The sequence below is a fragment of the Burkholderia sp. PU8-34 genome, assembly GCF_053427725.1.
The window spans coordinates 234,463-256,593 of record NZ_JBSAXC010000006.1; the positions used below are offsets into that span (position 1 = coordinate 234,463).

Sequence of the window (22,131 nt, forward strand, 5' to 3'; positions counted from 1 at the left end):
CTCCTTTGTCCCGAAAATGCTAGCACGGCGGTTGCGCGCCGGGGCCCGCCGGTTCGCCGTAATTGCGCGTTACCACTTGCTGCATCTATTACGGCCGCTTGCCACCACAATGCATCGCATCCCGTACCACTTCGCGTGGGAGTGCATCATGAAAAAGCTCGCAGCAGTGTGTGTTCTCGCCGGTTCGCTTGCCGTTGCCGGGCCGGCCTCCGCGCATGGCCGCGACGGCGGCGCCGTGATCGGCGCGCTGATCGGCGGCGCGGTGCTGGGCGCGATCGTGACGTCCGCGCTGAATCCGCCGGTGGTGTATCAGGCGCCCGCGTATCAGGCACCGGCCTATCAGCCGCCGACCTACTACCAGGCGCCGGCCTACCAGGCGCCTGCGTATCCGCCGAGCTATCAGCAGGCGCAGTATCAGGACGAAGATGGCGACCAGCCCCGCTATTGCTATGACCGCTATCAGCGCCCGTATGTGTGCGGCGCGCCGGCGCAGGGCGGCTACGGCTACGCGCAGCCGGGCGGGTGGTAAGGGTGGCGGTGCGCGGCTGATCGGCTGGTTGGCTTGTTGGCTGCCGCGCTGCGCCGACGCCGTGATCGCACGTCGTGCTGCGCGTGCAGCACCTGGCAGAGCGCCGCGGCTCGTGCAAGGTGAATGCAGAACGGAAACGAAAAGGCCCTCGCATCGTGCGAGGGCCATTTCATTGGCGCAGTGCTACTGCAGATTCCGCAGATTCGGGAAATGGATGCATGCGCAACGTCGTTCGAGCCGCCATGCGTCACCCGCGCCGGATACAAACGGTTGCAATTGCGTCAGTGCCAGAAGCCGTGTCCGCGGTCGTCGTTGGCCTGGCCGCCACGCGAGTCCCGGCTGCCGCCGTTCGCGCGGTTGCCTTCGCTCGGGCGGTTGCCGCCATTGCCGCGATTCCAGCCGTTGCCGTTGGCATTGCCGTTGCCGCTGCCGTGATTCCAGCCGTTGCCATTCGCGTTGCCGTTGCCGCGATTCCAGCCATTGCCGTTGCCATTGCCGCGATCGCCCCAATTACGGTCACGGTCGCCCCAATTGCGGTCGCCCGGGCCGCGGTCGTGGCGCCAGTCGCGGTCGCCGCGGCGGTCATCGCGGCGATCCCAATCGCCGCCGCCACCCCAGATGTTGACGGTGCCGTATGCGGGCCCGTAGGCGGGGCCGTACGCGTAACCGGGGTCCGAGTAGTACGGCTGTCCGTAGCCGTAGCCGTAGCCGGCATCCGGGCCGACGACGCAGCCCGTCAGCAGCGTGGCGACGGCGGCGGTGGCGGTAAGAGTGATGAGCTTGATCATGGCGTTCTCCGTTGGGTCGAATCATATGTGGCGGAGCGCCGCAGATCCGCTAGCAATTGTGTCTCTAAATTACAGCCTCGAAAGGTCGGCCAGCGAAAGTGTTAGCATCCGGAGCCATTCGTCATACAGGAGCACATCGATGAAATTTGCGATCCGGGCCGCACTGGCCGCCGTCTGCGTGATGACCGCCGCCGCTGCATGTGCGGCGGGACCGTTGTCCGAGCCGGCGGTTTCTGCCGAATCGATCAAGATGTTCCCGCAGCCCACGGCCGGCCAGCAGCGCGTCGTGATTGCGCTGCCTGCACTGCCCGACGAAGCCGACGCGCGCGTTGAGCTGATGATCGGCAAGACCCTGCAGACCGACTGCAACCAGCAGTGGTTCGGCGGCGAACTGACGGCCGAGACGGTGCAGGGCTGGGGCTATTCGTATTACCGGCTGTCCGACGTGAAGGGCCCCGCGTCGACGCTGATGGCCTGTCCGGGGCAGGCGCCGCGCGAACGGTTCGTGCAGGTGCGCGGCGACGATCAACTGCTGCGCTACAACAGCCGGCTGCCGATCGTCGTGTACGTGCCGAACGGTTTCGAAGTGCGGTATCGCGTGTGGCATGCGTCGAACGACGTGAAGCAGGCGGTCGTGCAGTAATGTGCTGACGGGTTGTGCCGTGCCGGTGTCGCGATGCCGGGCGGCAAGATGAAGTCCATCCGTGGCGGCAATGCATCGGTGAGCGCCAATGCGGGGTCGCGGCGTTCGATGCGAATGCCGTGTCGCGCATGCGCGCTGTGCGATCAGTGCGGAACGGGGGAATCGATGGGCGTGGAGGTGTCGGCAGCGCGTGCAGAGACATCGCTGGTCCCCCCGACAGGAATCGAACCTGTATCTAGCGCTTAGGAGGCGCTTGTTCTATCCATTGAACTACGGGGAGCCTGCGGATCCGGCGTGGCGCGCGCGGCGCGAACCGGACAGCGGTATGGACAGCGCGCAGAGTATAGCAAACGCGCGTTCTCATCGGCAGACGGAATGCGCGCCGATGCGAACGTGCCGCGCGCTCAGGCGATCAGAAATCGACGACGACGAAGTCTTCCTTGCTCACGTCGCACAGCGGGCAACGCCAGTCCGCAGGGATGTCGGCGAACCGGGTGCCGGGCGCGATGCCCTCGTCGGGCAGCCCGTCCGCTTCGTTGTAGACCCACCCGCAAATCAGGCAGACCCAGCTCTGGTATTCGGTCACTTCGCTCATGTCGCGCTCTGGATGATGAATTCAGGGAATCGCCGTCCGCGGCCTGGCCGGCGGACGAAAGGCGCAATAGTACCGGAATTTCGCCGAACTCGGCCGCAACGTCGTTTTAAACGTGCGCATCGCGAACAATGCGGCCGAAACGCGCGTGTCGTGCACGCAGTGTATGCTTCGTGGGCCTGTCAGCCTGTCAATCAGAAGGAGAAAAACAATGCTCAACAAAAAGTGGATCGCGGGTGCGGTGTGCGTGGCGGCGATGGCCGTGTCGGTGGCGGCGCGGGCCGAGTCGCGCATGTACTTCGTCGAGCCGCAGGACGGTGCGACCGTGTCGAACCCCGTGCACGTTAAGTTCGGTCTCGACGGCGACGTTCATCTGGCGCCGGCCGGCGACATGACGCCGAAAACGGGCCATCATCATCTGCTGATCGACGGCAAGCCGGTGCCGAAGGGCGAAGTGATCCCGGCTTCCGAGCGTTCGCTGCACTTCGGCAAGGCCCAGACCGAGACCGACGTGAAACTGCCGCCGGGCCAGCATACGCTGACGCTTCAGCTCGGCGACGGCATGCACCGTTCGTACGGTCCTGAACTGAGCTCGACCATCACCGTCAACGTGAAGTAAGCGCGTGCACCCGCGCGCAGGTGGCCCGGCCGCCGCGCGCGACGCTGCATTCGCCGTCCGGGACCCGCGCCGTCGCGCCGCGCCCGGCAACTGACAACCCGGCCTTCCGAGCCGTCCGTTCGGCATCGTCCGTTCGGCCATGCCGGCGGCGGCTCCGCCACCGGTACAATGAGCGCTTCCGATTTCTCTTCGCCGTCTTCCCCATGTCGCTTTATTCCATTACCGGCGCGCAGCTCGCGTTCGGTCACGTCGCGTTGCTCGATCACGCGGATTTCTCGCTCGAGGCCGGCGAGCGCGTCGGCCTGATTGGCCGCAACGGCGCGGGCAAGTCGTCGCTGCTGAAGATCGTCGCCGATCTCGCGCGGCCCGATGACGGCCTCGTCACGCGCCAGCAGGAGCTCGTGACGGTCTACGTGCCGCAGGAACCCGAATTCGAGCCTGGCGCGACCGTGTTCGACGCGGTGGCGTCGGGCCTCACGCATGCGCGCGCGCTGCACGACGAATACGACGCGATCGCGCACCGTCTCGCGGAGACACCCGAAGGCGCCGAGCACGATGCGCTGCTCGCGCGGATGAACGCGCTGCAGTCGTCGCTCGACGCGACCGACGCATGGAACTGGCGCACGCGCGTGGCGATGACGCTCGCGCAGATCGGCCTGGCCGACGTCGACGCGCGCGTCGACGCACTGTCGGGCGGGATGCAGAAGCGCGTCGCGCTCGCCCGCGCGCTCGTCGTGCAACCCGACGTGCTGCTGCTCGACGAGCCGACCAACCACCTCGATTTCGACGGCATCCGCTGGCTCGAGGAGCTGCTCGTCACGCAGCGCGCAGGGCTGCTCTTCATCACGCACGATCGCGCGTTCCTCGACCGCGTCGCGACGCGCATCGTCGAGCTCGATCGCGGCCGCCTGCTGTCGTATCCGGGCAATTTCTCCGCATACCAGACGCGCAAGGCGCAGCAGCTCGAAGTCGAGCGCGTCGAGAACGAGAAATTCGACAAGCTGCTCGCGCAGGAAGAAGTGTGGATCCGAAAGGGCGTCGAGGCGCGCCGCACGCGAAGCGTCGGCCGCATCGCACGCCTCGAGCAGATGCGCCGCGAACGCTCGGAGCGCCGCAACGCGCAAGGCAACGTGAAGCTCGATGTCGCGCAGGGCGACAAGTCCGGCAAGATCGTCGCGGAACTGACCGACGTGACGAAACGCTATGGCGACCGCACGATCGTCGACCGCTTCTCGACGACCGTGATGCGCGGCGACAAGATCGGCTTCGTCGGCCCGAACGGCGCGGGCAAGACCACGCTGCTCAAGCTGATCGTCGGCGAGCTGAAGCCGGACGAAGGCACGGTGCGCACCGGCACGAACCTGCAGGTCGCGTACTTCGACCAGATGCGCGCGCAGCTCGATCAGGAGATGAGTCTCGCGGACACGATCAGCCCCGGCAGCGAATGGGTCGAGATCGCCGGCAACCGCAAGCACGTGATGAGCTATCTCGGCGATTTCCTGTTCGCGCCGGAACGCGCGCGCTCGCCGGTGAAATCGCTGTCGGGCGGCGAGCGCAACCGTCTGCTGCTCGCGCGCCTGTTCGCGCGGCCGGCCAACGTGCTGGTGCTCGACGAACCGACCAACGACCTCGACATCCCGACGCTCGAACTGCTCGAGGAACTGCTGACCGACTATGACGGCACCGTGCTGCTCGTCAGCCACGATCGCGCGTTCCTCGACAACGTCGCGACGTCGGTGATCGCATCGGAAGGCGACGGCAAGTGGCGCGAATACGTCGGCGGCTTCACCGACTGGCAGATCCAGAGCGAGCGCGCGCAGCAACTCGCCGCGCAGGAAGCCGCGAAGCGCGCAACGAAGGAGGCGGCCCCCGTCAAGGAAGAGCCGGCGAAGAGTGCGGCAGGCCGCAACGCGCAGCGCACCGTGAAGCTGTCGTTCAACGAACAGCGCGAGCTCGATGCGCTGCCGGACCGGATCGCGACGCTCGAGGAAGAGCAGAAGACGATCGGCGCACAGCTCGAGGACGGCTCGATCTTCGCGAAGGACCCGCAGGAAGGCACGCGCCTGACCGAGCGCTTCGCGGCGATCGACGACGAGCTGCTCGCCGCGCTCGAACGGTGGGAGACGCTCGAAGCAAAGCGCAAGCCGTGACGCGAGGTGGGGTGGCGATCCGTCGGGCGGCGATCCGTCGGGCGGCGATCCGCGGGTAGCCATCCGCCGGGCGGCGATTCACGGGGCGGCCATCCGTGGGGCGGCCATCCGTGGGGCGGCCATCCGTGGGGCGGTCATCCGCCGGCAGCCATCCGCGCGGCGGCCCTTCGCAGCGATCCCTGCACCGGCGCCGCAGCGCGTCGCACCGCGGCACCGGGCCGACCCGCAATTCGCCGGACGGCGCGTCGCGCGGAACCAGTAGAATACGGCCCGTTTCGGGCTGCGCGGCGCACGCTGCGCGCCCGCTTTCGGAGCAGTCCAAGCACACAGTTGTTTCGATTCGCTTTTTTACGGAACTCAACGTTTTGTCCACGACGTTGTCCACACGAGATGTGGACAACGTCCCGATGAATGACGAACATCAGCGCCTATGTCAACGAAGAAGCCCAGCGCGGCCTATAGCGAAGCATCGATCAAGGTGCTCAAGGGTCTCGAGCCGGTCAAGCAGCGGCCCGGCATGTACACCCGTACCGAGAATCCGCTGCACATCATCCAGGAAGTCATCGACAACGCGTCGGACGAGGCGCTCGGTGGCTACGGCAAGCAGATCACCGTGACGCTGCACGCGGACCAGTCGGTATCGGTCGAGGACGACGGCCGCGGCATCCCGTTCGGCCTGCATCCCGAAGAACGCGTGCCCGTCGTCGAAATCGTGTTCACGCGCCTGCACGCGGGCGGCAAGTTCGACAAGGCCGCGGGCGGCGCCTATACGTTCTCGGGCGGCCTGCACGGCGTCGGCGTATCGGTGACGAACGCGCTCGCGACGCGTCTCGACGTGACCGTCTGGCGCGACGGCAAGATCGCCGAGCTGGGCTTTGCGGACGGCGACGTCGTGAAGCCGCTGACGACGCAAGGCGCGGGCCGCGGCGAAAAGAAATCCGGCACGCGCGTGCAGGTGTGGCCGAATCCGAAATATTTCGATTCGCCGAACCTGCCGACGGGCGAGCTGCAGCGCCTGCTGCGCTCGAAGGCCGTGCTGCTGCCGGGCGTCGAGGTCGTGCTCGTCAACGAGAAGTCCGGCGAGCGCCAGAGCTGGAAGTACGAGGACGGCCTGCGCGGCTACCTGCTCGACGAGATGAACGGCAGCGAGCTGCTGATTCCGCTGTTCGAGGGCGAGCGCTTTGCCGATTCGCGCTCGGGCGACGACACGTTCGCCGAAGGCGAGGGCGCGTCGTGGGTCGTTGCATGGAGCGAGGAAGGCTCGCTCGTGCGCGAGTCGTACGTGAACCTGATCCCGACGCCGGCCGGCGGCACGCACGAGTCGGGCCTGCGCGACGGCCTCTACCAGGCGGTGAAAAGCTTCGTCGAGCTGCACAACCTGCAGCCGAAGGGCGTGAAGCTGCTCGCGGAAGACGTGTTCGCACGCGTGTCGTTCGTGCTGTCCGCGAAGGTGCTCGATCCGCAGTTCCAAGGCCAGATCAAGGAGCGCCTGAACAGCCGCGACGCGGTGAAGCTCGTGTCGTCGTTCTCGCGCCCGGCGCTCGAACTGTGGCTGAACCAGCACGTCGAGCACGGCAAGAAGCTCGCGGAGCTCGTGATCAAGCAGGCGCAGGCGCGCACCCGCGCCGGCCAGAAGGTCGAGAAGCGCAAGAGCTCGGGCGTCGCGGTGCTGCCCGGCAAGCTGACCGACTGCGAGGCCGAGGACATCGCGCGCAACGAGCTGTTCCTCGTCGAGGGCGACTCGGCGGGCGGCTCCGCGAAGATGGGCCGCGACAAGGAATACCAGGCGATCCTGCCGCTGCGCGGCAAGGTGCTGAACACATGGGAAACCGAGCGCGACCGCCTGTTCGCGAACAACGAGGTGCACGACATCTCGGTTGCGATCGGCGTCGATCCGCACAGCCCGGACGACGGTGTCGACCTGTCGAACCTGCGCTACGGCAAGATCTGCATCCTGTCGGATGCGGACGTCGACGGCTCGCACATCCAGGTGCTGCTGCTCACGCTGTTCTTCAAGCACTTCCCGCAGCTGATCGAGCGTGGCCACGTCTATGTCGCGCGGCCGCCGCTGTTCCGCGTCGATGCGCCCGCGCGCGGCAAGAAGCCCGCGCAGAAGCTCTACGCGCTCGACGACGGCGAGCTCGAAGCGATCCTCGACAAGCTGCGCAAGGACGGCGTGCGCGACACGCAGTGGAGCATCAGCCGCTTCAAGGGCCTCGGCGAAATGAGCGCCGAGCAGCTGTGGGACACGACGATGAACCCCGACACCCGCCGTCTGATGCCGGTGAAGCTCGGCGAACTCGACTACGAGGCCACCGTCGCGCGGATGACGATGCTGATGGGCAAGGGCGAGGCGGCCGCACGGCGCGGCTGGCTCGAGGAAAAGGGCAACGACGTCGAAGCCGACATTTAAAGCGCCCCGGAAAGGGGCAGGAAGACGCGGGACAGCCCGGCGTCTTCCTGTGGAGCGCGGCCCGGCGTGACGCCCGGCCCTGTCTCGCGCCACCTACGAACACGGAAACCAGATGGACGACAACACTTCCGATCTCTTTGCCGGCTCCGACGCGCCCGAGAACGACGCGCTGACGCTCGGCAACTACGCGGAGCAGGCGTATCTCAGCTATGCGGTCAGCGTCGTGAAGAGCCGCGCGCTGCCGGACGTCTGCGACGGCCAGAAGCCGGTGCAGCGCCGGATCCTGTACGCAATGAACGAAATGGGCCTCGGCCCCGACGCGAAGCCGGTGAAGTCGGCGCGCGTGGTCGGCGACGTGCTCGGCAAATACCACCCGCACGGCGACCAGTCCGCGTACGACGCGCTCGTGCGTCTCGCGCAGGACTTCTCGCTGCGTTATCCGCTGATCGACGGGCAGGGCAACTTCGGCTCGCGCGATGGCGACGGCGCGGCGGCGATGCGCTACACCGAAGCGCGGCTCACGCCGATCGCGAAGCTGCTGCTCGACGAGATCGACCAGGGCACGGTCGATTTCATGCCGAACTACGACGGCTCGTTCGAAGAGCCGAAGACGCTGCCGAGCCGCATGCCGTTCGCGCTGCTGAACGGCGCGTCGGGCATCGCGGTCGGTCTCGCGACGGAAATCCCGTCGCACAACCTGCGCGAAGTCGCGGCGGCGGCGGTTGCATTGATTCGTCATCCGAAGCTCACGCACGCGGAGCTGATGTCGCACATTCCCGGCCCGGACTTCCCGGGCGGCGGCCAGATCATCTCGAGCGACGCGGAAATCTCGGCGGCCTACGAGTCGGGCCGCGGCAGCCTGAAGGTGCGCGCGCGCTGGAAGATCGAGGATCTCGCGCGCGGCCAGTGGCAGCTCGTCGTCACCGAGCTGCCGCCGAACACGTCGGGCCAGAAGGTGCTCGAGGAAATCGAGGAACTGACGAACCCGAAGCTCAAGCTCGGCAAGAAGACGCTGACGCCCGAGCAGCTCAACACGAAGAAGGCGATGCTCGACCTGCTCGACGCGGTGCGCGACGAGTCGGGCAAGGAAGCGGCCGTGCGGCTCGTGTTCGAGCCGAAGTCGCGCACGATCGACCAGACCGAGTTCGTGAACACGCTGCTCGCGTACACGAGCCTCGAATCGAACGCCGCGCTGAACCTGGTGATGATCGGCGCCGACGGCCGGCCAGGCCAGAAGGGGCTGCTGACGATCCTCGACGAGTGGGTGAAGTTCCGCCAGCTCACGATGACGCGCCGCTGCCGCCACCGTCTCGCGAAGGTCGACGACCGGATCCACATCCTCGAAGGGCGGATGATCGTCTTCCTGAACATCGACGAGGTGATCCGCATCATCCGCGAGTCGGACGAGCCGAAGGCCGCGCTGATGAGCGCGTTCGGCCTCACCGAACGCCAGGCCGACGACATCCTCGAAATCCGTCTGCGTCAGCTCGCGCGGCTCGAGAAGATCAAGATCGAGAAGGAGCTCGAGGCGCTGCGCGACGAGAAGGCGAAGCTCGAGGAACTGCTCGCGAACGAAAGCGCGATGAAGCGGCTGATGATCAAGGAGATCGAGGCCGACGCGAAGCAATTCGGCGACGATCGCCGCACGCTGATCCAGCAGGAAAAGCGCGCGACGTTCGAGGCGAAGGTCGTCGACGAGCCCGTGACGGTCGTCGTGTCGCAGAAGGGCTGGGTGCGCGCGCTGAAGGGCCACGGTCTCGATCCGGCGAGCTTCTCGTTCAAGGCCGGCGACACGCTCTACGCGGCGTTCCAGTGCCGTACGCCCGACAAGCTGATCGCCTGGGGCAGCAGCGGCCGCGTGTATTCGGTCGACGTGTCGGTGCTGCCGGGCGGCCGTGGCGACGGCGTGCCTGTCACGTCGCTGATCGAGCTCGAGTCGGGCTCGCACCTGATGCATTACTTCGCGGCGCCGGCCGAGCAGCAACTGCTGCTTGCATCGAGCAACGGCTTCGGCTTCCTCGCGAAGGTCGGCGACATGGTGAGCCGCGTGAAGGCCGGCAAGTCGTTCATGACGATCGACGCGGGCGCGGCGCCGCTTGCGCCGATGCCGGTGCTGCCGAACGCGACGCAGGTCGCGTGCCTGTCGAGCGGCGGGCGGCTTCTCGTGTTCGGCATGGACGAGATGAAGACGCTGTCGGGCGGCGGCCGCGGCGTGATCCTGATGGCGCTCGAAGACAAGGAAACCCTCGTGCAGGCGCTCGCGATCGATCCGGCCGGCGTCGTGCTGATCGGCACCGGCCGTGGCGGCAAGGTCATGGACGAGACGCTGTCGTACGCGGGGCTCGCGCCGCACGTCGGCAAGCGCGCGCGCAAGGGCCGCGCGCCGGACACGAAGCTCAAGGTCGTCAGCGAGCTGCGTCCGCTGCTCGGCTGAGCGCACGTACCGGCGGCACCCCTGGGCCGCACGGCTGCTTCGGCGGCCGTGCGGCCTTTTTCGTTGTCGATGCGCGGCGCCGTCATGCAGCACTTGCAAAATAGTGTGAAATTCCGATGAGGGCCTGAACCGCATCGCAGCGCGCCTGTCGAACGTCGCTTGATGCCGCGCGCATCGACCTGCCGGCCGGTGTGCAGCGCATGCATGGCCGCGCCGGGCCGTCGGATGCGCAGCCGGTTCGCCGCATTCAACCCAGAACAGGATTTTCACCATGTCCCACGCCATCGCCGTCGCGTTGTTTCTCCATCTGCTGGCCGTCGCCGTGTGGGTGGGCGGGATGGTATTCGCCAACTTCTGCCTGCGTCCGGCGCTGTCGGACCTGTCGCCGCAATTGCGGCTGCCGCTGATCGAGGGCGTGTTCGGCCGCTTCTTCAACTGGGTCGCGGGCGCGGTGATCGTGATCCTGCTGTCCGGCGGCTTCCTGCTGATGCAGTTCGGCGGCGCGCACGCAACCTGGCCGCTGCACGCGATGGCCGGCCTCGGCGTCGTGATGATGCTGATCTTCGGTCACATCCGCTTCGCGCTGTTCCCGCGCATCCGCCGCGCGGTGCAGGCGCAGAACTGGCCTGACGGCGCGCGTGCGGTGAATGCGGTGCGACTGCTCGTCGTCGTCAACCTCGTGCTCGGTGTCGTGACGATCGGCGCGGCCGTGATGTCGCGCGGCTTCTGACGCGCGATTCTCGACGCGATTCTCGACGCGGTTTTCGACGCGATTCCTGCGCGATGTGCGGGCGGTGCGCGGCGGCTTGCGCGCGCGCCGCACGGTTCGACCGCGGGCGTCCGCCGGTGTCCGCCGCACCCGACACGCACCCGTCACGCAGCCAGCATCGCATCGAGCAGCCACGCGCCGGCGGGGCCGAGCGGCCGGCTTCTCGACCACACCGCATCGACCCGCACCCGGCGCGGCCAGCCGCGCGCGCGCAGCTCGCAGAGCCGGTCGCGCGCGAAATGCTCGACCATCCAGCGGGGCAGTTCTGCCCACCCGAATCCCGGCACTGCCATCTCCAGCAGCATCAGGTAGCTCGGCGCTGACCAGCGGTTCGTGCCGGCGACGATCGGGCCGTCCGCGTCGCGGCCGTCCGGCGTCGCGTACGTATTGAGGCGCAGCTCGCGCGCATCGCGCAGCGCCGCATGCGGCACCTCGGCGTCGCCAAAGGCGGCGAGCGGGTGCGTGCGTCCGACGAACAGCCCGATTTCCGATTCCTCCGCGATCGTCGCCGCGCCGATGTCGGCCGGGTACGCCGCGCGCGCGGCCATCAGCCCGAGTTGCGCGCGGCCCTGCTGGATCAGGTCCAGCACGTCCTCGTGCTCGGCGATCTGGCATTCGAGCTCGAGCGCCGGAAAGCGCTGCTCGAGCGCGGTCAGCGTCTCCTCGTAGCGCTTCGACTGATAGGTGTCGGAAACGACCAGCGTCAGGCGCGCCTCCTCGCCGCCGGCGAGCCGCGCGGCGGTGCGGTCGATCGCCGCGCCGGCTTCGAGCGCGCGCTGCACGTGCGGCAGCAGCGCGCGCCCGGCGTCGGTCAGCGTCGGCGTGCGAGTCGAGCGGTCGAACAACTGCACGCCGAGATCAATTTCAAGGTTCGCGATCGCTTCCGACACCGTCGACTGGCGCTTGCCGAGCTTGCGCGCGGCGGCGGTGAACGAGCCGAGCAGTGCGGCTTCGGCGAACGCGAGCAGGGCTTCGGGGGCGTGGCGCATGCGGGGTGCCTCGCATCGTCTTATCGGAAAATCCGATGATAACCAATTGGATTCGCCCGGTCAGGCCGATCAGAATGGCGGGCATGGATCACATGTCTGGATCGGAGGTTCGCAATGAAGCATCCCAATAAAACGGTGACGGAACGGCTCGTGCATGCGCTGACGTTCGAACTGGTCGCAATCGCGCTGTGCGCGCCGATCGGCGCGTGGCTGCTCGACATGCCGGTGTCGCACGTCGGCGCGTTGACGGTGATGGTGTCGCTGATCGCGATGGCGTGGAACATGACGTTCAACACGCTGTTCGACCGGTTCGAGCGCCGTTTCGGGCTCGTGCGCAATCTCGGCATGCGGATCGTGCATGCGGTCGTGTTCGAACTGGGGCTCGTCGCGATGGTGGTGCCGCTTGCCGCGTGGTGGCTCGGAATCGGCCTCGTCGAAGCGCTGCTGCTCGACCTCGGCATCGTGCTGTTCTTCCTGCCTTACACGTTCTGCTTCAACCTCGCGTACGACTACCTGCGCGCGCGCCGGATCGCGAGGCGCGTCGCGGCATGATGCCAGTGGTGTCAGGGTGTCAGTGTTGCCGTGGTGCCCATAGTGCCCACGCATCCGTGCGGCCGCACGCTCAGTGCGCGGCCGCCCACAGCCATGCGCCGCACGCGATCGCGACCGCGCCGTACACGACGAACACGGGCACCCTGAAGCGCGCAAAGCACAGCATCGCGAACGCGCCCGTGACCCAGTAGATCGGATCGGCCGGCTCGCGGTGCAGGATCTTCACGACCGCGACGACGAGAAAGCCGGTCGTCGCCGCGCGCAGCAGGCGCATCCCGTGCTCGAAGCGCGAATGCCGCTTCAGCCGGAACAGGTGATGCTGCGCGAACACGACGAGGCAGCCGGACGGGATGAAGAGGGCGGCGGTCGCGAGGAGCGCGCCGAGCCAGCCGTCGGTCAGGTAGCCGAGGAACGGCACGACATTCAGCAGCGGTCCCGGCGACACGGGCGACAGCGCGAAGGCGAGCGTGAAGTCGCGATCGGAGATCCCCGTCTCGGGCGTGACGAACAGCGCCTTCAGCACCGGCAGCGCGGAGAAGCCGCCGCCGAACAGCGTCATGCCTGCGCCCGCGAGGCGCGGCCACAGCAGCGTCGACTGGTAGTCGCCGGGAATCGGCAGCGCGAACAGCGCGACGAACACGGCAAGCAACATGAGCAGCTTGCGGTCGCGTCTCGACAGCCGGAGATCGACCGCGTTGCCCTGCGACGGACTGGTCAGCCAGCCCGCTGCAAACGCCGAGAAAAGAATCACGACGAACGTGGCCGGACTATGCGCGAATGCGAGCAGAATCGTCGACAGCGCCGCGATTGCCTGTTCGAGCGGCGCGCGCACGAGCGTGCGCAACTGCTTGACCCACGTGACGCCGATCAGCGCCGCCAGCACCATGCTGAAATGGTTGAGCATCACCGGCGCGGCCAGCGAGCGCACGAGCGGCGTGCGATAGAAGATCGCGAACAGCGTCATCATCACGAAGAACGGCAGCACGCTCGCGAAGCCGGCGACCCACGCGCCGATGCGGCCGTGCAGCGTCTGGCCGACCTGCACCGCGACGTTGCAGCCGACGGGGCCCGGCACGAGCCACGCGAGCGCGACGAGGTCGCCGAACGCGTGCGGTTCGATGCGCTGCATCCGGTGCACGTAATGGCGCTCGAGCTGCGCCATCATCGCGAGCCCGCCCCAGGACATGGCGGAAATGCCCGCGATGACCTTGAACAGGTTCCACAGGGAGGCCTGCTCGACGCGGTCTTCGGCTTCGACGCTCGTCATGGATGGGGGGCAGCGCGGGTTCATGCGATTCCGGTTTGGCCCTCGCGAACCGGCATGCGGACCTCGGACGTACCAATGCGTAGCATTTTCCGATGCGCGGCGCAGCGCAACCATGCGCAAAAACGCTAGTAAACCGACTAAACAATTAGGTTGGGAAACGAAACGATCCGGCAATCCGCGGTGGCGGGGCGCTCAGGTGCCCGTATGGCCCGTTGCGCGGTGCGGGACGAGGTGCGGATGCTCGCCGCGCACGCCGAAGCGCGCCAGCAGCGACGGGATCGCGTCCGCGGGCACGGGGCGCGAGAACAGGAAGCCCTGCGCTTCGATTTCGCCGAGCGCGGACAGCCACGCGATCTGCTCTTCGGTCTCGGTGCCTTCGACGACCACCGTCAGCCCGAGCGAGCGGGCCAGATGCACGATCGACGACACCATCACGCACACGCTGCGGTCGTTCGGGATCGCCTGCACGAACGAGCGGTCGACCTTCAGCGTGTCGACGGAGAAACGGTGCAGGTACGACAGCGACGAGTAACCGGTGCCGAAATCGTCGAGCGCGATGCGGATGCCGAGCTTCTTGAGCGCGACGATCTTCTCGGACACGAGCTCCGGATATTCCATCATCGCGGTCTCGGTAATTTCGAGCTCGAGGCGGCCCGCGTCGATGCCGGTTTCCTGCAGCGTGCGCGAGATCGTCTCGATCAGGTCGCCGCGCCAGAACTGCACGGGCGAGATGTTGACGGCGAGTGTCAGCGTGCCGTGCCCTTCGTCGCGCCAGCGCGCGATCTGCTCGCACGCGGTGCGGATCACGAAATCGCCGATCGGCACGATGAGGCCCGTCGATTCGGCGATCGAAATGAATTCGTTCGCGGAAATGATCCCGTGTTCCGGATGGTCCCAGCGCGCGAGCGCCTCGAAGCCCGTGATGTAGCGGTGCGTGAGGTCGATCTTCGGCTGGTACGCGAGGAACAGCTGTCCCTCGGCGAGCGCGACGCGCAGTTGCTGTTCCCAGCGCATCAGGTGATCGGCGCGATGCGACAGGTGCGGCGCGTAGAACTGGTAGCAGTTCTTGCCGGCGTCCTTGGCGCTGTACATCGCGAGGTCGGCCTTTTTCAGCAAGTCGATCTCGCTTTCGTTCGCGACCGTGTGCAGCGCGATGCCGATGCTCGCATGCAGTACGAACGAGCTGCCGCGCACGTCGAACGGCTCGCCGAACATCCGGATGATCGCTTCCGCCAGGCGCACTGCGCGCCGCTCGACGTCGTCGCCCTTCATCACGACGACGAACTCGTCGCCGCCGATCCGCGCGAGCGCGCCTTCGTCGCCCACCGCGTCGGACAGGCGCGACGCGGTCATCTGCAGCACGATGTCGCCGGCGTTGTGACCGAGCGTGTCGTTGACGGTCTTGAAGTTGTCGAGGTCGATGAACAGCAGGCCGAGCCGCGACAGGCTGGCCGGCATCGACACGTCGTTGCGCAGCCCGCGCAGCGTCGCGTAGCGGTTCGCGAGGCCCGTGAGCAGGTCGTATTCGGCGAGCTGGGTCATTTCGCGCTCGCGGCCGAGCAGCTTGCCGATGAGCCCCGTCGCGACGCCGAAGAACGCGAGCATCGCGAGCGTGATGAAGCTCGTCATCAGCAGGTAGACGTTGCGCGTATGGTTGTAGTCGGCGAACTCCTCGGCCTGCGACAGGCCGACGATCACCGCGAGCGGATAGCCGTCGAGATGGCGGTACGACACGATGCGCGTGACGTCGTCGATCGGGTCGATGATCGTGCCCGAAGTCCGTTCGGCGACCGGATAGACGCCCGATGCCGAGAACGCGCCCGGCGCGTTGCTCGCCGAGCCCGTGCGCCGCGCGAGCACGGCGCCGGTATCGGACACCACCGCGATCACGCCTTCCTTGCCGATCGCCGCGTTGTTGTAGAAATCGTTCGTGAAATAGCTCGGATCCTCGGACACGACCACGACGCCCGCGAAGCTGCCGTCCGGGTTGTTCAGGCGCCGCGTCATCTGCAGCGTCCAGTGGCCCGACACGCGGCCGAGCACGGGCTTGCTGATGTAGAGCTGGTTGTCGTTGCGCTTCAGGTGCACCTTGAAGTGTTCGCGGTCGGACAGGTCGATCGGCTTCGGATTGCGTTCGGCCGTGTTCGCGAACAGGATCCCCTTCGCATTGACGAGCGACACCTGGATCAGCGTATCGCTCGGCACGACGCCTTTTTCGACGGCGCTCGCGAGGTTGAAGCGCGCGGGCGCCTTCTCGAACTCGAACTTGACGAAGCGGGTGATCTGGTCGACCTGGTGGATCGCCTTCACCGTGTGCTGCTCGAGTGCGGACGACAGGATCGCCGCGGAGGCGGCCGCCTCCTTGTACGCGCTGTCCTTTTCGACCGACAGCCGCGCAACGATCACCGCCCACAGCAGCGCGAGCGCGATCATCCCGAGCAGCGGGATCGCGAACAGCGCCCGGCGGCGCGACTTGCGCGGGGCGCGCAACGGTCGCGTCGACGGCGTATGGGATGACCGGGCGGAGCTCATCGAAGGGTGCGGCGTCCTGGCGCGCGTGTGCCGTCCACTCGGGAGGGCTGGATATAGGGTCCCGTCAGCGTCTGTTCGTCTGCGGAATGCGCATCTGTGGACAGACCCCCGGGCGACGGATTAGGCCCGATATTACTGGTTGGAGGATTTTTGCGATAGCTGGGCTAAGGATAGCGCCGGCGGGCGCGGCGCGCATGGCGCGCCACGAAAAATCAGAGGGAAGTGCGGATGGCCGCCCCGGCGGTGCCAGCCAATCGAAAGGTGCCGTCGACGATCGTGACGACATGGCCGCCGATCCAGGTCGCGCCGGCGTCGTCGTCGTAGGTGACGGCGATCCGGCCGTCGCGGCCGATCGCCGTGCCCTGGCGGGCCGTGTACGACGGGCCGGGGCGGCGTTGCTGGCGGGTCAACAGCCCCGCCAGCGCCGCGTTCGCGCTGCCGGTGACGGGATCCTCGCCAACGCCGAAACCGCCGCCCGTCATCAGGCAGCGGATCTCGAACGTTGCCGGGCCCCCCGGCGGATGCGGCGCGTAGACCGCCAGCCCGTGCGTGCCGTAGCGATGCGTGAGCGCTTCGAGCGCCGCCGGATCCGGCGCGAGGCCGACGCACGCGGCGGCCGACTTCAGCCGTACGACGAGCCACGGCGCGCCGTTGTCGACCGCGCACGGTTCGGCATCCGGATCCACGTCGGCGGAGCGCAGCGCCGCCTCGAGCGCCGGGTAGTCGGCACTCGCAAGCGGCGTGACCCGCGCGGGCGGCGCCGCGAATGCCCAGCCGTCCGCCTGCTCGCGCAGCACGACCTGGCCGACCCCGCACTGCTGGATCAGCCGGCCCGGCGTGCGCGGCACGCCACCGGCTTCGAGAAACGCGTGCGCGGTGCCGAGCGTCGGGTGGCCCGCGAACGGCAGCTCGCCGCACGTCGTGAAGATCCGCACGCGGTAATCGGCGTCCGGGTCGGTCGGGGCGCAGAGGAACGTCGTTTCCGACAGGTTCGTCCAGCGGGCAATCTCGAGCATCGCGTCGTCGCCGAGCGAATCGGCGTCGAACACCACGGCGAGCGGGTTGCCCTTGAACGGCACCGACGTGAACACGTCGACCTGCTTGAAGCGGACGAGGCGGCCGGGCATCGTGATGCCCTCGTTACGCGACTTCGGCGATCAGTTCGATCTCGACGCACGCGCCGAGCGGGATCTGCGCGACGCCGAACGCCGAGCGGGCGTGCTTGCCCGCGTCGCCGAACACTTCCGCGATCAGTTCCGACGCGCCGTTCGTCACGAGGTGCTGCTCCGTGAAGTCGAGCGTCGAGTTCACGAGGCTCATCAGCTTGACGATGCGCGTGACCTTGTTCAGGTCGCCCGTGTGCGCGTGCAGCGTCGCGAGCAGGTCGATCGCGATCGCGCGCGCGGCGGCCTTGCCGTCTTCGGTCGTGAGGTCGGCGCCGAGCTTGCCGGCCCAGACCTTGCCGTCCTTCTTCGCGATGTGGCCGGACAGGTACACGGTGTTGCCGCTCTGTGCGCTCATCACGTAGGCGGCGGCCGGTGCGCCGGCGGTCGGGAGCTCGATGCCGAGCGATTTCAGTTTGTCGTAGACGTTTGCCATCTGTTCGATTCCTCGTTGCGAGTCGTGAAAGGAAAGGGGCTCAGAGACGCTCGCGCAGCAGCTTGCCGAGCCGCGCGACGCCTTCTTCGATCTTCTCGGGCGGCACCGTCACGAACGACAGGCGCAGCGTGTTCTGCTGCGCATCGTTCGCGAAGAACGGTGCGCCGGGCACGAACGCGACGTGGTTCGCGATCGCCGCCTCGAGCAGCTTCATGCTGTCGATCTGCTGCGGCAAATTCACCCAGATGAACATCCCGCCTTCCGGGCGGTTCCACGTGACGCCTTCGGGCATGTGGCGCGCGAGCGCGCTGAGCATCGCCTCGCATTGCGCGCCGTACAGCTGGCGGATCGTCGGGATGTGCTCGTCGAGGAAGCCGTCCTTGATCACCTCGTGCGCGATGCGCTGCGTGAGTGTCGGCGTGTGCAGGTCGGTCGCCTGTTTTGCCTGCACCAGCTTGAAGTGGAGTTCCTCGGGGGCGATGATGTAGCCGATTCGCAGGCCCGGCGCGAGCACCTTCGAGAACGTGCCGAGGTGCACGACGTGGTCGGGCGCCATCGACAGCATCGTCGGCAGCGGCTCGCCCTGGTAGTTGAGCGCGCCGTACGGATCGTCCTCCAGCACCGGGAACGGGCTCGTCTGCGCGAACGCGGCGAGCGCGCGGCGGCGCTCGACGGGCAGGCGGCGGCCGGTCGGGTTCTGGAAGTTCGGCTGCGCGTACAGCAGGCGCGCGCCTTGCGTCAGGTCGGGGGTGAGGCCTTCGGGCAGCAGGCCCTGCTCGTCGGTCGGCACCTGCACGTAGCGCGGCTCGTACAGCGAGAACGACTGCAGCGCGCCGAGGTAGGTCGGGGTTTCGACGAGGATCGGGCTGCCCGGATCGACGAGCGCCTTGCCGAGCAGGTCGAGCGCCTGCTGCGAGCCGGTCGTGATCAGCACCTGCGACGTGCGCACGCTGTAGCGCTCGGCGATCCACTCGCGCAGCGGCAGGTAGCCTTCGGTCGCGCTGTACTGCAGCGCGGCGGCCGGCGCATCGCGCAGCACGCGGTCGGCGGCCGCGCGCATGCGCTCGGCCGGGAAGGTGGCGGGAGCGGGCAGGCCGCCGGCGAACGAGATGACTTCCGGACGCTCCGTGACTTTCAGGATCTCGCGGATCGCAGAGCTCGTAAGCTTGCGGGCGCGTTCGGAAAGCTGCCAGTGCGGGGGATGCAGATCGCTCGGATTCATATGTCTCCTCGTTCGGATATCAAGGTCAGTCATGATGGTCGGCCGGGCCGGTCGGTTCGACGAAGCCGGGTAGGCTGGGTCGATGACGATCGGTCAGGCGCGGCCGGGTGGGCAAAACCGGTCAGGCAAAACGGCCATTATGGCTCACCAATTCAGCCAGCGCGAGCGGGCTGGGGGGCGGTGACCACCGAAGCGCGGCGGCCGAGCATCACGGTCGCGATCACGGCAGCGGCGAACAGCCACGTCGACGGCGTCACGGTCTCGCCGAACAGCAGCGCAGAGAACGCGATCGTGAAGAAGATCTGCAGCAGCTGCACCTGGCCGACGCGCGCGGTGCCGCCCATCGCAAGGCCCGCATACCACGCGAAGAAACCGATGAACTGCGAGAACAGCGTCACGTAGCCGAACGCGAGCCACGTGCGCAGTGCGAGCGGGCCCGGGTGCGCGGCGTGCTGCGTCCAGGCGAGCCAGCCGACCGGCAGCACGAGGAACGGCGCGGACACGACGAGCGCCCAGCAGATCACCTGCCAGCCGCCGATCTGGCGCGCGAGGCGCGCACCCTCCGCATAGCCGAGCGCGCCGATGCCGACCGCGGCGAGCATCAGCAGGTCGCCTGCCTGCAGCGTGCCGCCGCCGTCGCGCAGCGCGAACCCGATCACGAGCGTGCTGCCCGTCAACGCGCTGACCCAGAACGCCTTCGACGGCCGTTCGTGCGACAGCCATGCCGCGTACAGCGCGACGAGCAGCGACTGCAGCCCGTTCACGACCGCGCCGTGCGACGCGGGCACCGTTTTCATCGCCCACGCGGAGAACACCGGATAGCCGATGATCACGCCGGCCGAGACGACGGCGAGGCTTTTCAGTTGCGCACGCGTGGGCAGCGGCTCGCGCCGCCACCACAGCAGCAGCCCGGCCGGCACCGCGGCCGCGAGCGCGCGGCCGAGCCCGTTGAGGAGCGGATGCATTTCGGTGACGACGATGCGCGTCATCGGCAGCGTCAGGCTGAAGATCATCACGCCGATCAGGCCGAGCAGCATGCCCCGGGTTTCGCGCGAATTCATGTCGAGGGTGTCTCCGTATCGTGTATCGGGTAGCGGCCGGGCCGGTCAGCGCAGCGTGCGCGCGCCGTGCGGGGTGTCGAACTCGGCGACGTGGTGCTCGCCGTCGTCGAGCGTGCGGGCGGCGATCACGAGATGGTCGAGTGTCAGGGAATGGGCTGCCATGAACGTCGGAAAGCGAAACAGAAAGAAGCGTAACTGTAACGGTGGCGGGCAGCGCTGCCGGCGCGCGGCGGCCCGGACGGTGTGCCTGCCCGGGCCGGCCTGCGCGCCGGGTCCCGCGCGCGAAAGCGGCGAAAGCGGCCGCCGCGCGGCACCCGGTCCGACCAACTGTAATCGTGCGCACCGGCACAGTAACGGTACAATCGGCGCGATACCCTTCGGTACAGTTGGAGCCCCACGATGTCCACCGTCCCGCTCGACCAGATTCCCGTCCCGCACGACACGGCCACGCTCACGCTCGTCGACCAGTTGGTCCAGTGGGCGCGGCGGCGCATCGACGAGCGCGTGTTCCGCCCCGGGATGCGGATGCCGTCGATCCGCAAGCTCGCGCTCGACAAGAGCGTGTCTCGCTTTACCGTCGTCGAGGCATACGAGCGCCTCGTTGCGCAGGGCTACCTCGATTCGCGGCGCGGCTCGGGCTTCTACGTGCGCGAGCGGACCGGCGGCCCGCAGCCGGTCGACCTGTCGGCGCGTGGTGCCGAGGCGGCGCCCGTGCACAACACGATCGACGTCGTCTGGCTGCTGCGCAACATGCTGCACACCGTCAGCCCGGAAAAGGGGCCCGGTCTGGGCTACCTGCCCGGGCGCTGGCTCGACGGCGAGCTGATCACCGGCGCGCTGCGCGCGCTCGGGCGGCAGTCCGGCGCGCAGATGCTCGGCTTCGGCACCGCGCAGGGTTTCCTGCCGCTGCGCCAGCAGCTGCAGACGCGGCTCGCGGAGGTCGAGATCGGCGCGACGCCCGACCAGCTCGTGCTGGTGTCGGGCATCACGCAGGGCATCGACCTGATTTCGCGGATCTACGTGCGGCCGGGCGACGCGGTGATCGTCGGCGATCCGGCGTGGTTCCAGATGTTCGGTCGCTTCGCGGCGCAGGGTGCGCAGCTCGTCGGCATGCCGTACACGCCGGACGGCCCCGATCTCGATGCGCTCGAGACGCTCGTGCAGATGTGGCGCCCGAAGATGCTCGTGATCAACTCGGTGCTGCAGAACCCGACCGGCACGTCGCTGACGGCCGCGCAGGCGTTCCGGATCCTGAAGCTCGCCGAGGCGTACGACTTCCTGGTCGTCGAGGACGACGTGTACGGCGACCTGTGCCCGCCGAGCTACCCGGCGACGCGGCTCGCGAGCCTCGACCAGCTGAAGCGCGTGATCTATCTCGGCAGTTATTCGAAGACGCTCGCGGCGAACCTGCGGGTCGGGTACGTCGCGTGCGCGCCGGAGATCGCGAAGGCGATCACCGACCAGAAGATGCTGGTCGGGATGACGACGCCCGAGCTGAACGAACGCGTGCTGTACAAGATCCTGACCGAAGGGCATTACCGGCGCCACGTCGAGCGGCTGCGCGCGCGGCTCGACGGCGTGCGCGACAAGACCGCGCGGATGCTCGAGCGCACGGGCCTGCGCCTGTTCACGATGCCGGCTGCGGGGATGTTCCTGTGGGCCGATACGGGCGTCGATTCGGATGCGCTCGCGGCCGCCGCGCACGAGGACGGCTTCCTGCTGACGCCGGGGAGCCTGTTCTCGCCGCAGCAGTCGCCGTCGACGTGGACACGCTTCAACGTCGCGAACTGCGGCGATCCGGCGCTGCCGGTGTTCTTGTCGCGGTATATGGAGTCGGTGGCGCGGCGGGCGTCGTGACGCGCGCGTGCCGCTCTTGAAATTTCGCATGCCGTCCCCAGATAGGGGCGCAATACCCGCCGGGCATCGCGCACCGGACGTCGGGGCCACACCATTCAAGTAAGAGGAAACACGA

The 22,131-nt window shown here is 67.7% G+C and carries 18 protein-coding genes, 1 tRNA gene and 1 pseudogene; 9 read left to right on the forward strand and 11 right to left on the reverse strand.

All coding sequences use genetic code 11. The features are described 5' to 3' along the window. Positions 1–109 precede the first annotated feature (109 nt). Positions 110–529, forward strand: coding sequence for a hypothetical protein (locus ACV22Z_RS17245; RefSeq protein WP_448077493.1), 420 nt, complete (start codon positions 110–112; stop codon positions 527–529). A gap of 281 nt (positions 530–810) precedes the next feature. On the opposite strand, the gene ACV22Z_RS17250 is transcribed toward ACV22Z_RS17245, so the two are convergent. Further along, positions 811–1,317: a hypothetical protein gene (locus tag ACV22Z_RS17250; RefSeq protein ID WP_448077494.1), complete on the reverse strand. Its 507-nt coding sequence runs from the start codon at positions 1,315–1,317 to the stop codon at positions 811–813. A 139-nt stretch (positions 1,318–1,456) separates the two neighbouring features. On the opposite strand from ACV22Z_RS17250, the gene eco reads away from it, so the two are divergent. After that, a complete protein-coding gene (gene eco / locus ACV22Z_RS17255) occupies positions 1,457–1,960 on the forward strand; it encodes a serine protease inhibitor ecotin (RefSeq protein WP_448077495.1) in 504 nt (167 codons plus the stop codon). Between the two features lie 205 nt (positions 1,961–2,165). On the opposite strand, the gene ACV22Z_RS17260 is transcribed toward eco, so the two are convergent. Together ACV22Z_RS17260 and ACV22Z_RS17265 are read right to left on the reverse strand one after the other, a co-directional pair. Continuing rightward, positions 2,166–2,240 (reverse strand) — tRNA-Arg (locus ACV22Z_RS17260). A gap of 132 nt (positions 2,241–2,372) precedes the next feature. After that, on the reverse strand, positions 2,373–2,555 hold the full coding sequence (locus tag ACV22Z_RS17265; protein WP_448077496.1) for a rubredoxin: 183 nt from the start codon (positions 2,553–2,555) through the stop codon (positions 2,373–2,375). 208 nt (positions 2,556–2,763) lie between these two features. On the opposite strand from ACV22Z_RS17265, the gene ACV22Z_RS17270 reads away from it, so the two are divergent. The 5 genes from ACV22Z_RS17270 to ACV22Z_RS17290 all read left to right on the forward strand — a co-directional run bounded on the left by ACV22Z_RS17270 (position 2,764) and on the right by ACV22Z_RS17290 (position 10,898). Further along, positions 2,764–3,171 carry a DUF4399 domain-containing protein gene (locus ACV22Z_RS17270; protein WP_448077497.1) on the forward strand — a complete coding sequence of 136 codons (408 nt, stop codon included), beginning with the start codon at positions 2,764–2,766 and terminating at the stop codon, positions 3,169–3,171. A 203-nt stretch (positions 3,172–3,374) separates the two neighbouring features. Beyond that, positions 3,375–5,321, forward strand: a complete 1,947-nt coding sequence (locus ACV22Z_RS17275; RefSeq protein WP_448077498.1) for an ATP-binding cassette domain-containing protein — start codon at positions 3,375–3,377, stop codon at positions 5,319–5,321. A gap of 430 nt (positions 5,322–5,751) precedes the next feature. Beyond that, a complete protein-coding gene (gene parE, locus ACV22Z_RS17280) occupies positions 5,752–7,734 on the forward strand; it encodes a DNA topoisomerase IV subunit B (protein ID WP_448077499.1) in 1,983 nt (660 codons plus the stop codon). A 112-nt stretch (positions 7,735–7,846) separates the two neighbouring features. After that, positions 7,847–10,168, forward strand: a complete 2,322-nt coding sequence (parC, locus tag ACV22Z_RS17285; RefSeq protein WP_448077500.1) for a DNA topoisomerase IV subunit A — start codon at positions 7,847–7,849, stop codon at positions 10,166–10,168. A 271-nt stretch (positions 10,169–10,439) separates the two neighbouring features. Beyond that, on the forward strand, positions 10,440–10,898 hold the full coding sequence (locus ACV22Z_RS17290; protein WP_448077501.1) for a CopD family protein: 459 nt from the start codon (positions 10,440–10,442) through the stop codon (positions 10,896–10,898). A 143-nt stretch (positions 10,899–11,041) separates the two neighbouring features. On the opposite strand, the gene ACV22Z_RS17295 is transcribed toward ACV22Z_RS17290, so the two are convergent. After that, entirely contained in the window at positions 11,042–11,926 is an 885-nt protein-coding gene (locus ACV22Z_RS17295; protein ID WP_448077502.1) for a LysR family transcriptional regulator, read from the reverse strand. 114 nt (positions 11,927–12,040) lie between these two features. Here ACV22Z_RS17295 and ACV22Z_RS17300 point away from each other — a divergent pair, with 114 nt between their 5' ends. Next, positions 12,041–12,478, forward strand: coding sequence for a multidrug/biocide efflux PACE transporter (locus tag ACV22Z_RS17300; RefSeq protein ID WP_448077503.1), 438 nt, complete (start codon positions 12,041–12,043; stop codon positions 12,476–12,478). A 70-nt stretch (positions 12,479–12,548) separates the two neighbouring features. Here the strand turns inward: ACV22Z_RS17300 and ACV22Z_RS17305 are convergent, their stop codons facing one another. From ACV22Z_RS17305 to ACV22Z_RS17335, 7 genes and pseudogenes are all read right to left on the reverse strand, one after another. Next, positions 12,549–13,745: a chromate transporter gene (locus tag ACV22Z_RS17305; RefSeq protein ID WP_448077630.1), complete on the reverse strand. Its 1,197-nt coding sequence runs from the start codon at positions 13,743–13,745 to the stop codon at positions 12,549–12,551. 192 nt (positions 13,746–13,937) lie between these two features. Next, a complete protein-coding gene (locus ACV22Z_RS17310) occupies positions 13,938–16,277 on the reverse strand; it encodes a bifunctional diguanylate cyclase/phosphodiesterase (RefSeq protein WP_448077504.1) in 2,340 nt (779 codons plus the stop codon). A gap of 212 nt (positions 16,278–16,489) precedes the next feature. Further along, positions 16,490–17,404 carry a PhzF family phenazine biosynthesis protein gene (locus ACV22Z_RS17315; RefSeq protein ID WP_448077505.1) on the reverse strand — a complete coding sequence of 305 codons (915 nt, stop codon included), beginning with the start codon at positions 17,402–17,404 and terminating at the stop codon, positions 16,490–16,492. Between the two features lie 13 nt (positions 17,405–17,417). After that, a complete protein-coding gene (locus ACV22Z_RS17320; RefSeq protein WP_448077506.1) occupies positions 17,418–17,876 on the reverse strand; it encodes a RidA family protein in 459 nt (152 codons plus the stop codon). Positions 17,877–17,916: 40 nt separating this feature from the next. Continuing rightward, a complete protein-coding gene (locus ACV22Z_RS17325) occupies positions 17,917–19,098 on the reverse strand; it encodes an aminotransferase-like domain-containing protein (protein ID WP_448077507.1) in 1,182 nt (393 codons plus the stop codon). 152 nt (positions 19,099–19,250) lie between these two features. Continuing rightward, a complete protein-coding gene (locus ACV22Z_RS17330; protein ID WP_448077508.1) occupies positions 19,251–20,159 on the reverse strand; it encodes a DMT family transporter in 909 nt (302 codons plus the stop codon). 81 nt (positions 20,160–20,240) lie between these two features. Beyond that, positions 20,241–20,321: pseudogene (locus ACV22Z_RS17335) on the reverse strand (VOC family protein); the annotation flags it as partial. A gap of 237 nt (positions 20,322–20,558) precedes the next feature. Here ACV22Z_RS17335 and ACV22Z_RS17340 point away from each other — a divergent pair. Beyond that, positions 20,559–22,016 (forward strand): aminotransferase-like domain-containing protein, encoded by a 1,458-nt coding sequence (locus ACV22Z_RS17340; protein ID WP_448077509.1) that lies wholly within the window; start codon positions 20,559–20,561, stop codon positions 22,014–22,016. Positions 22,017–22,131: the final 115 nt, after the last annotated feature.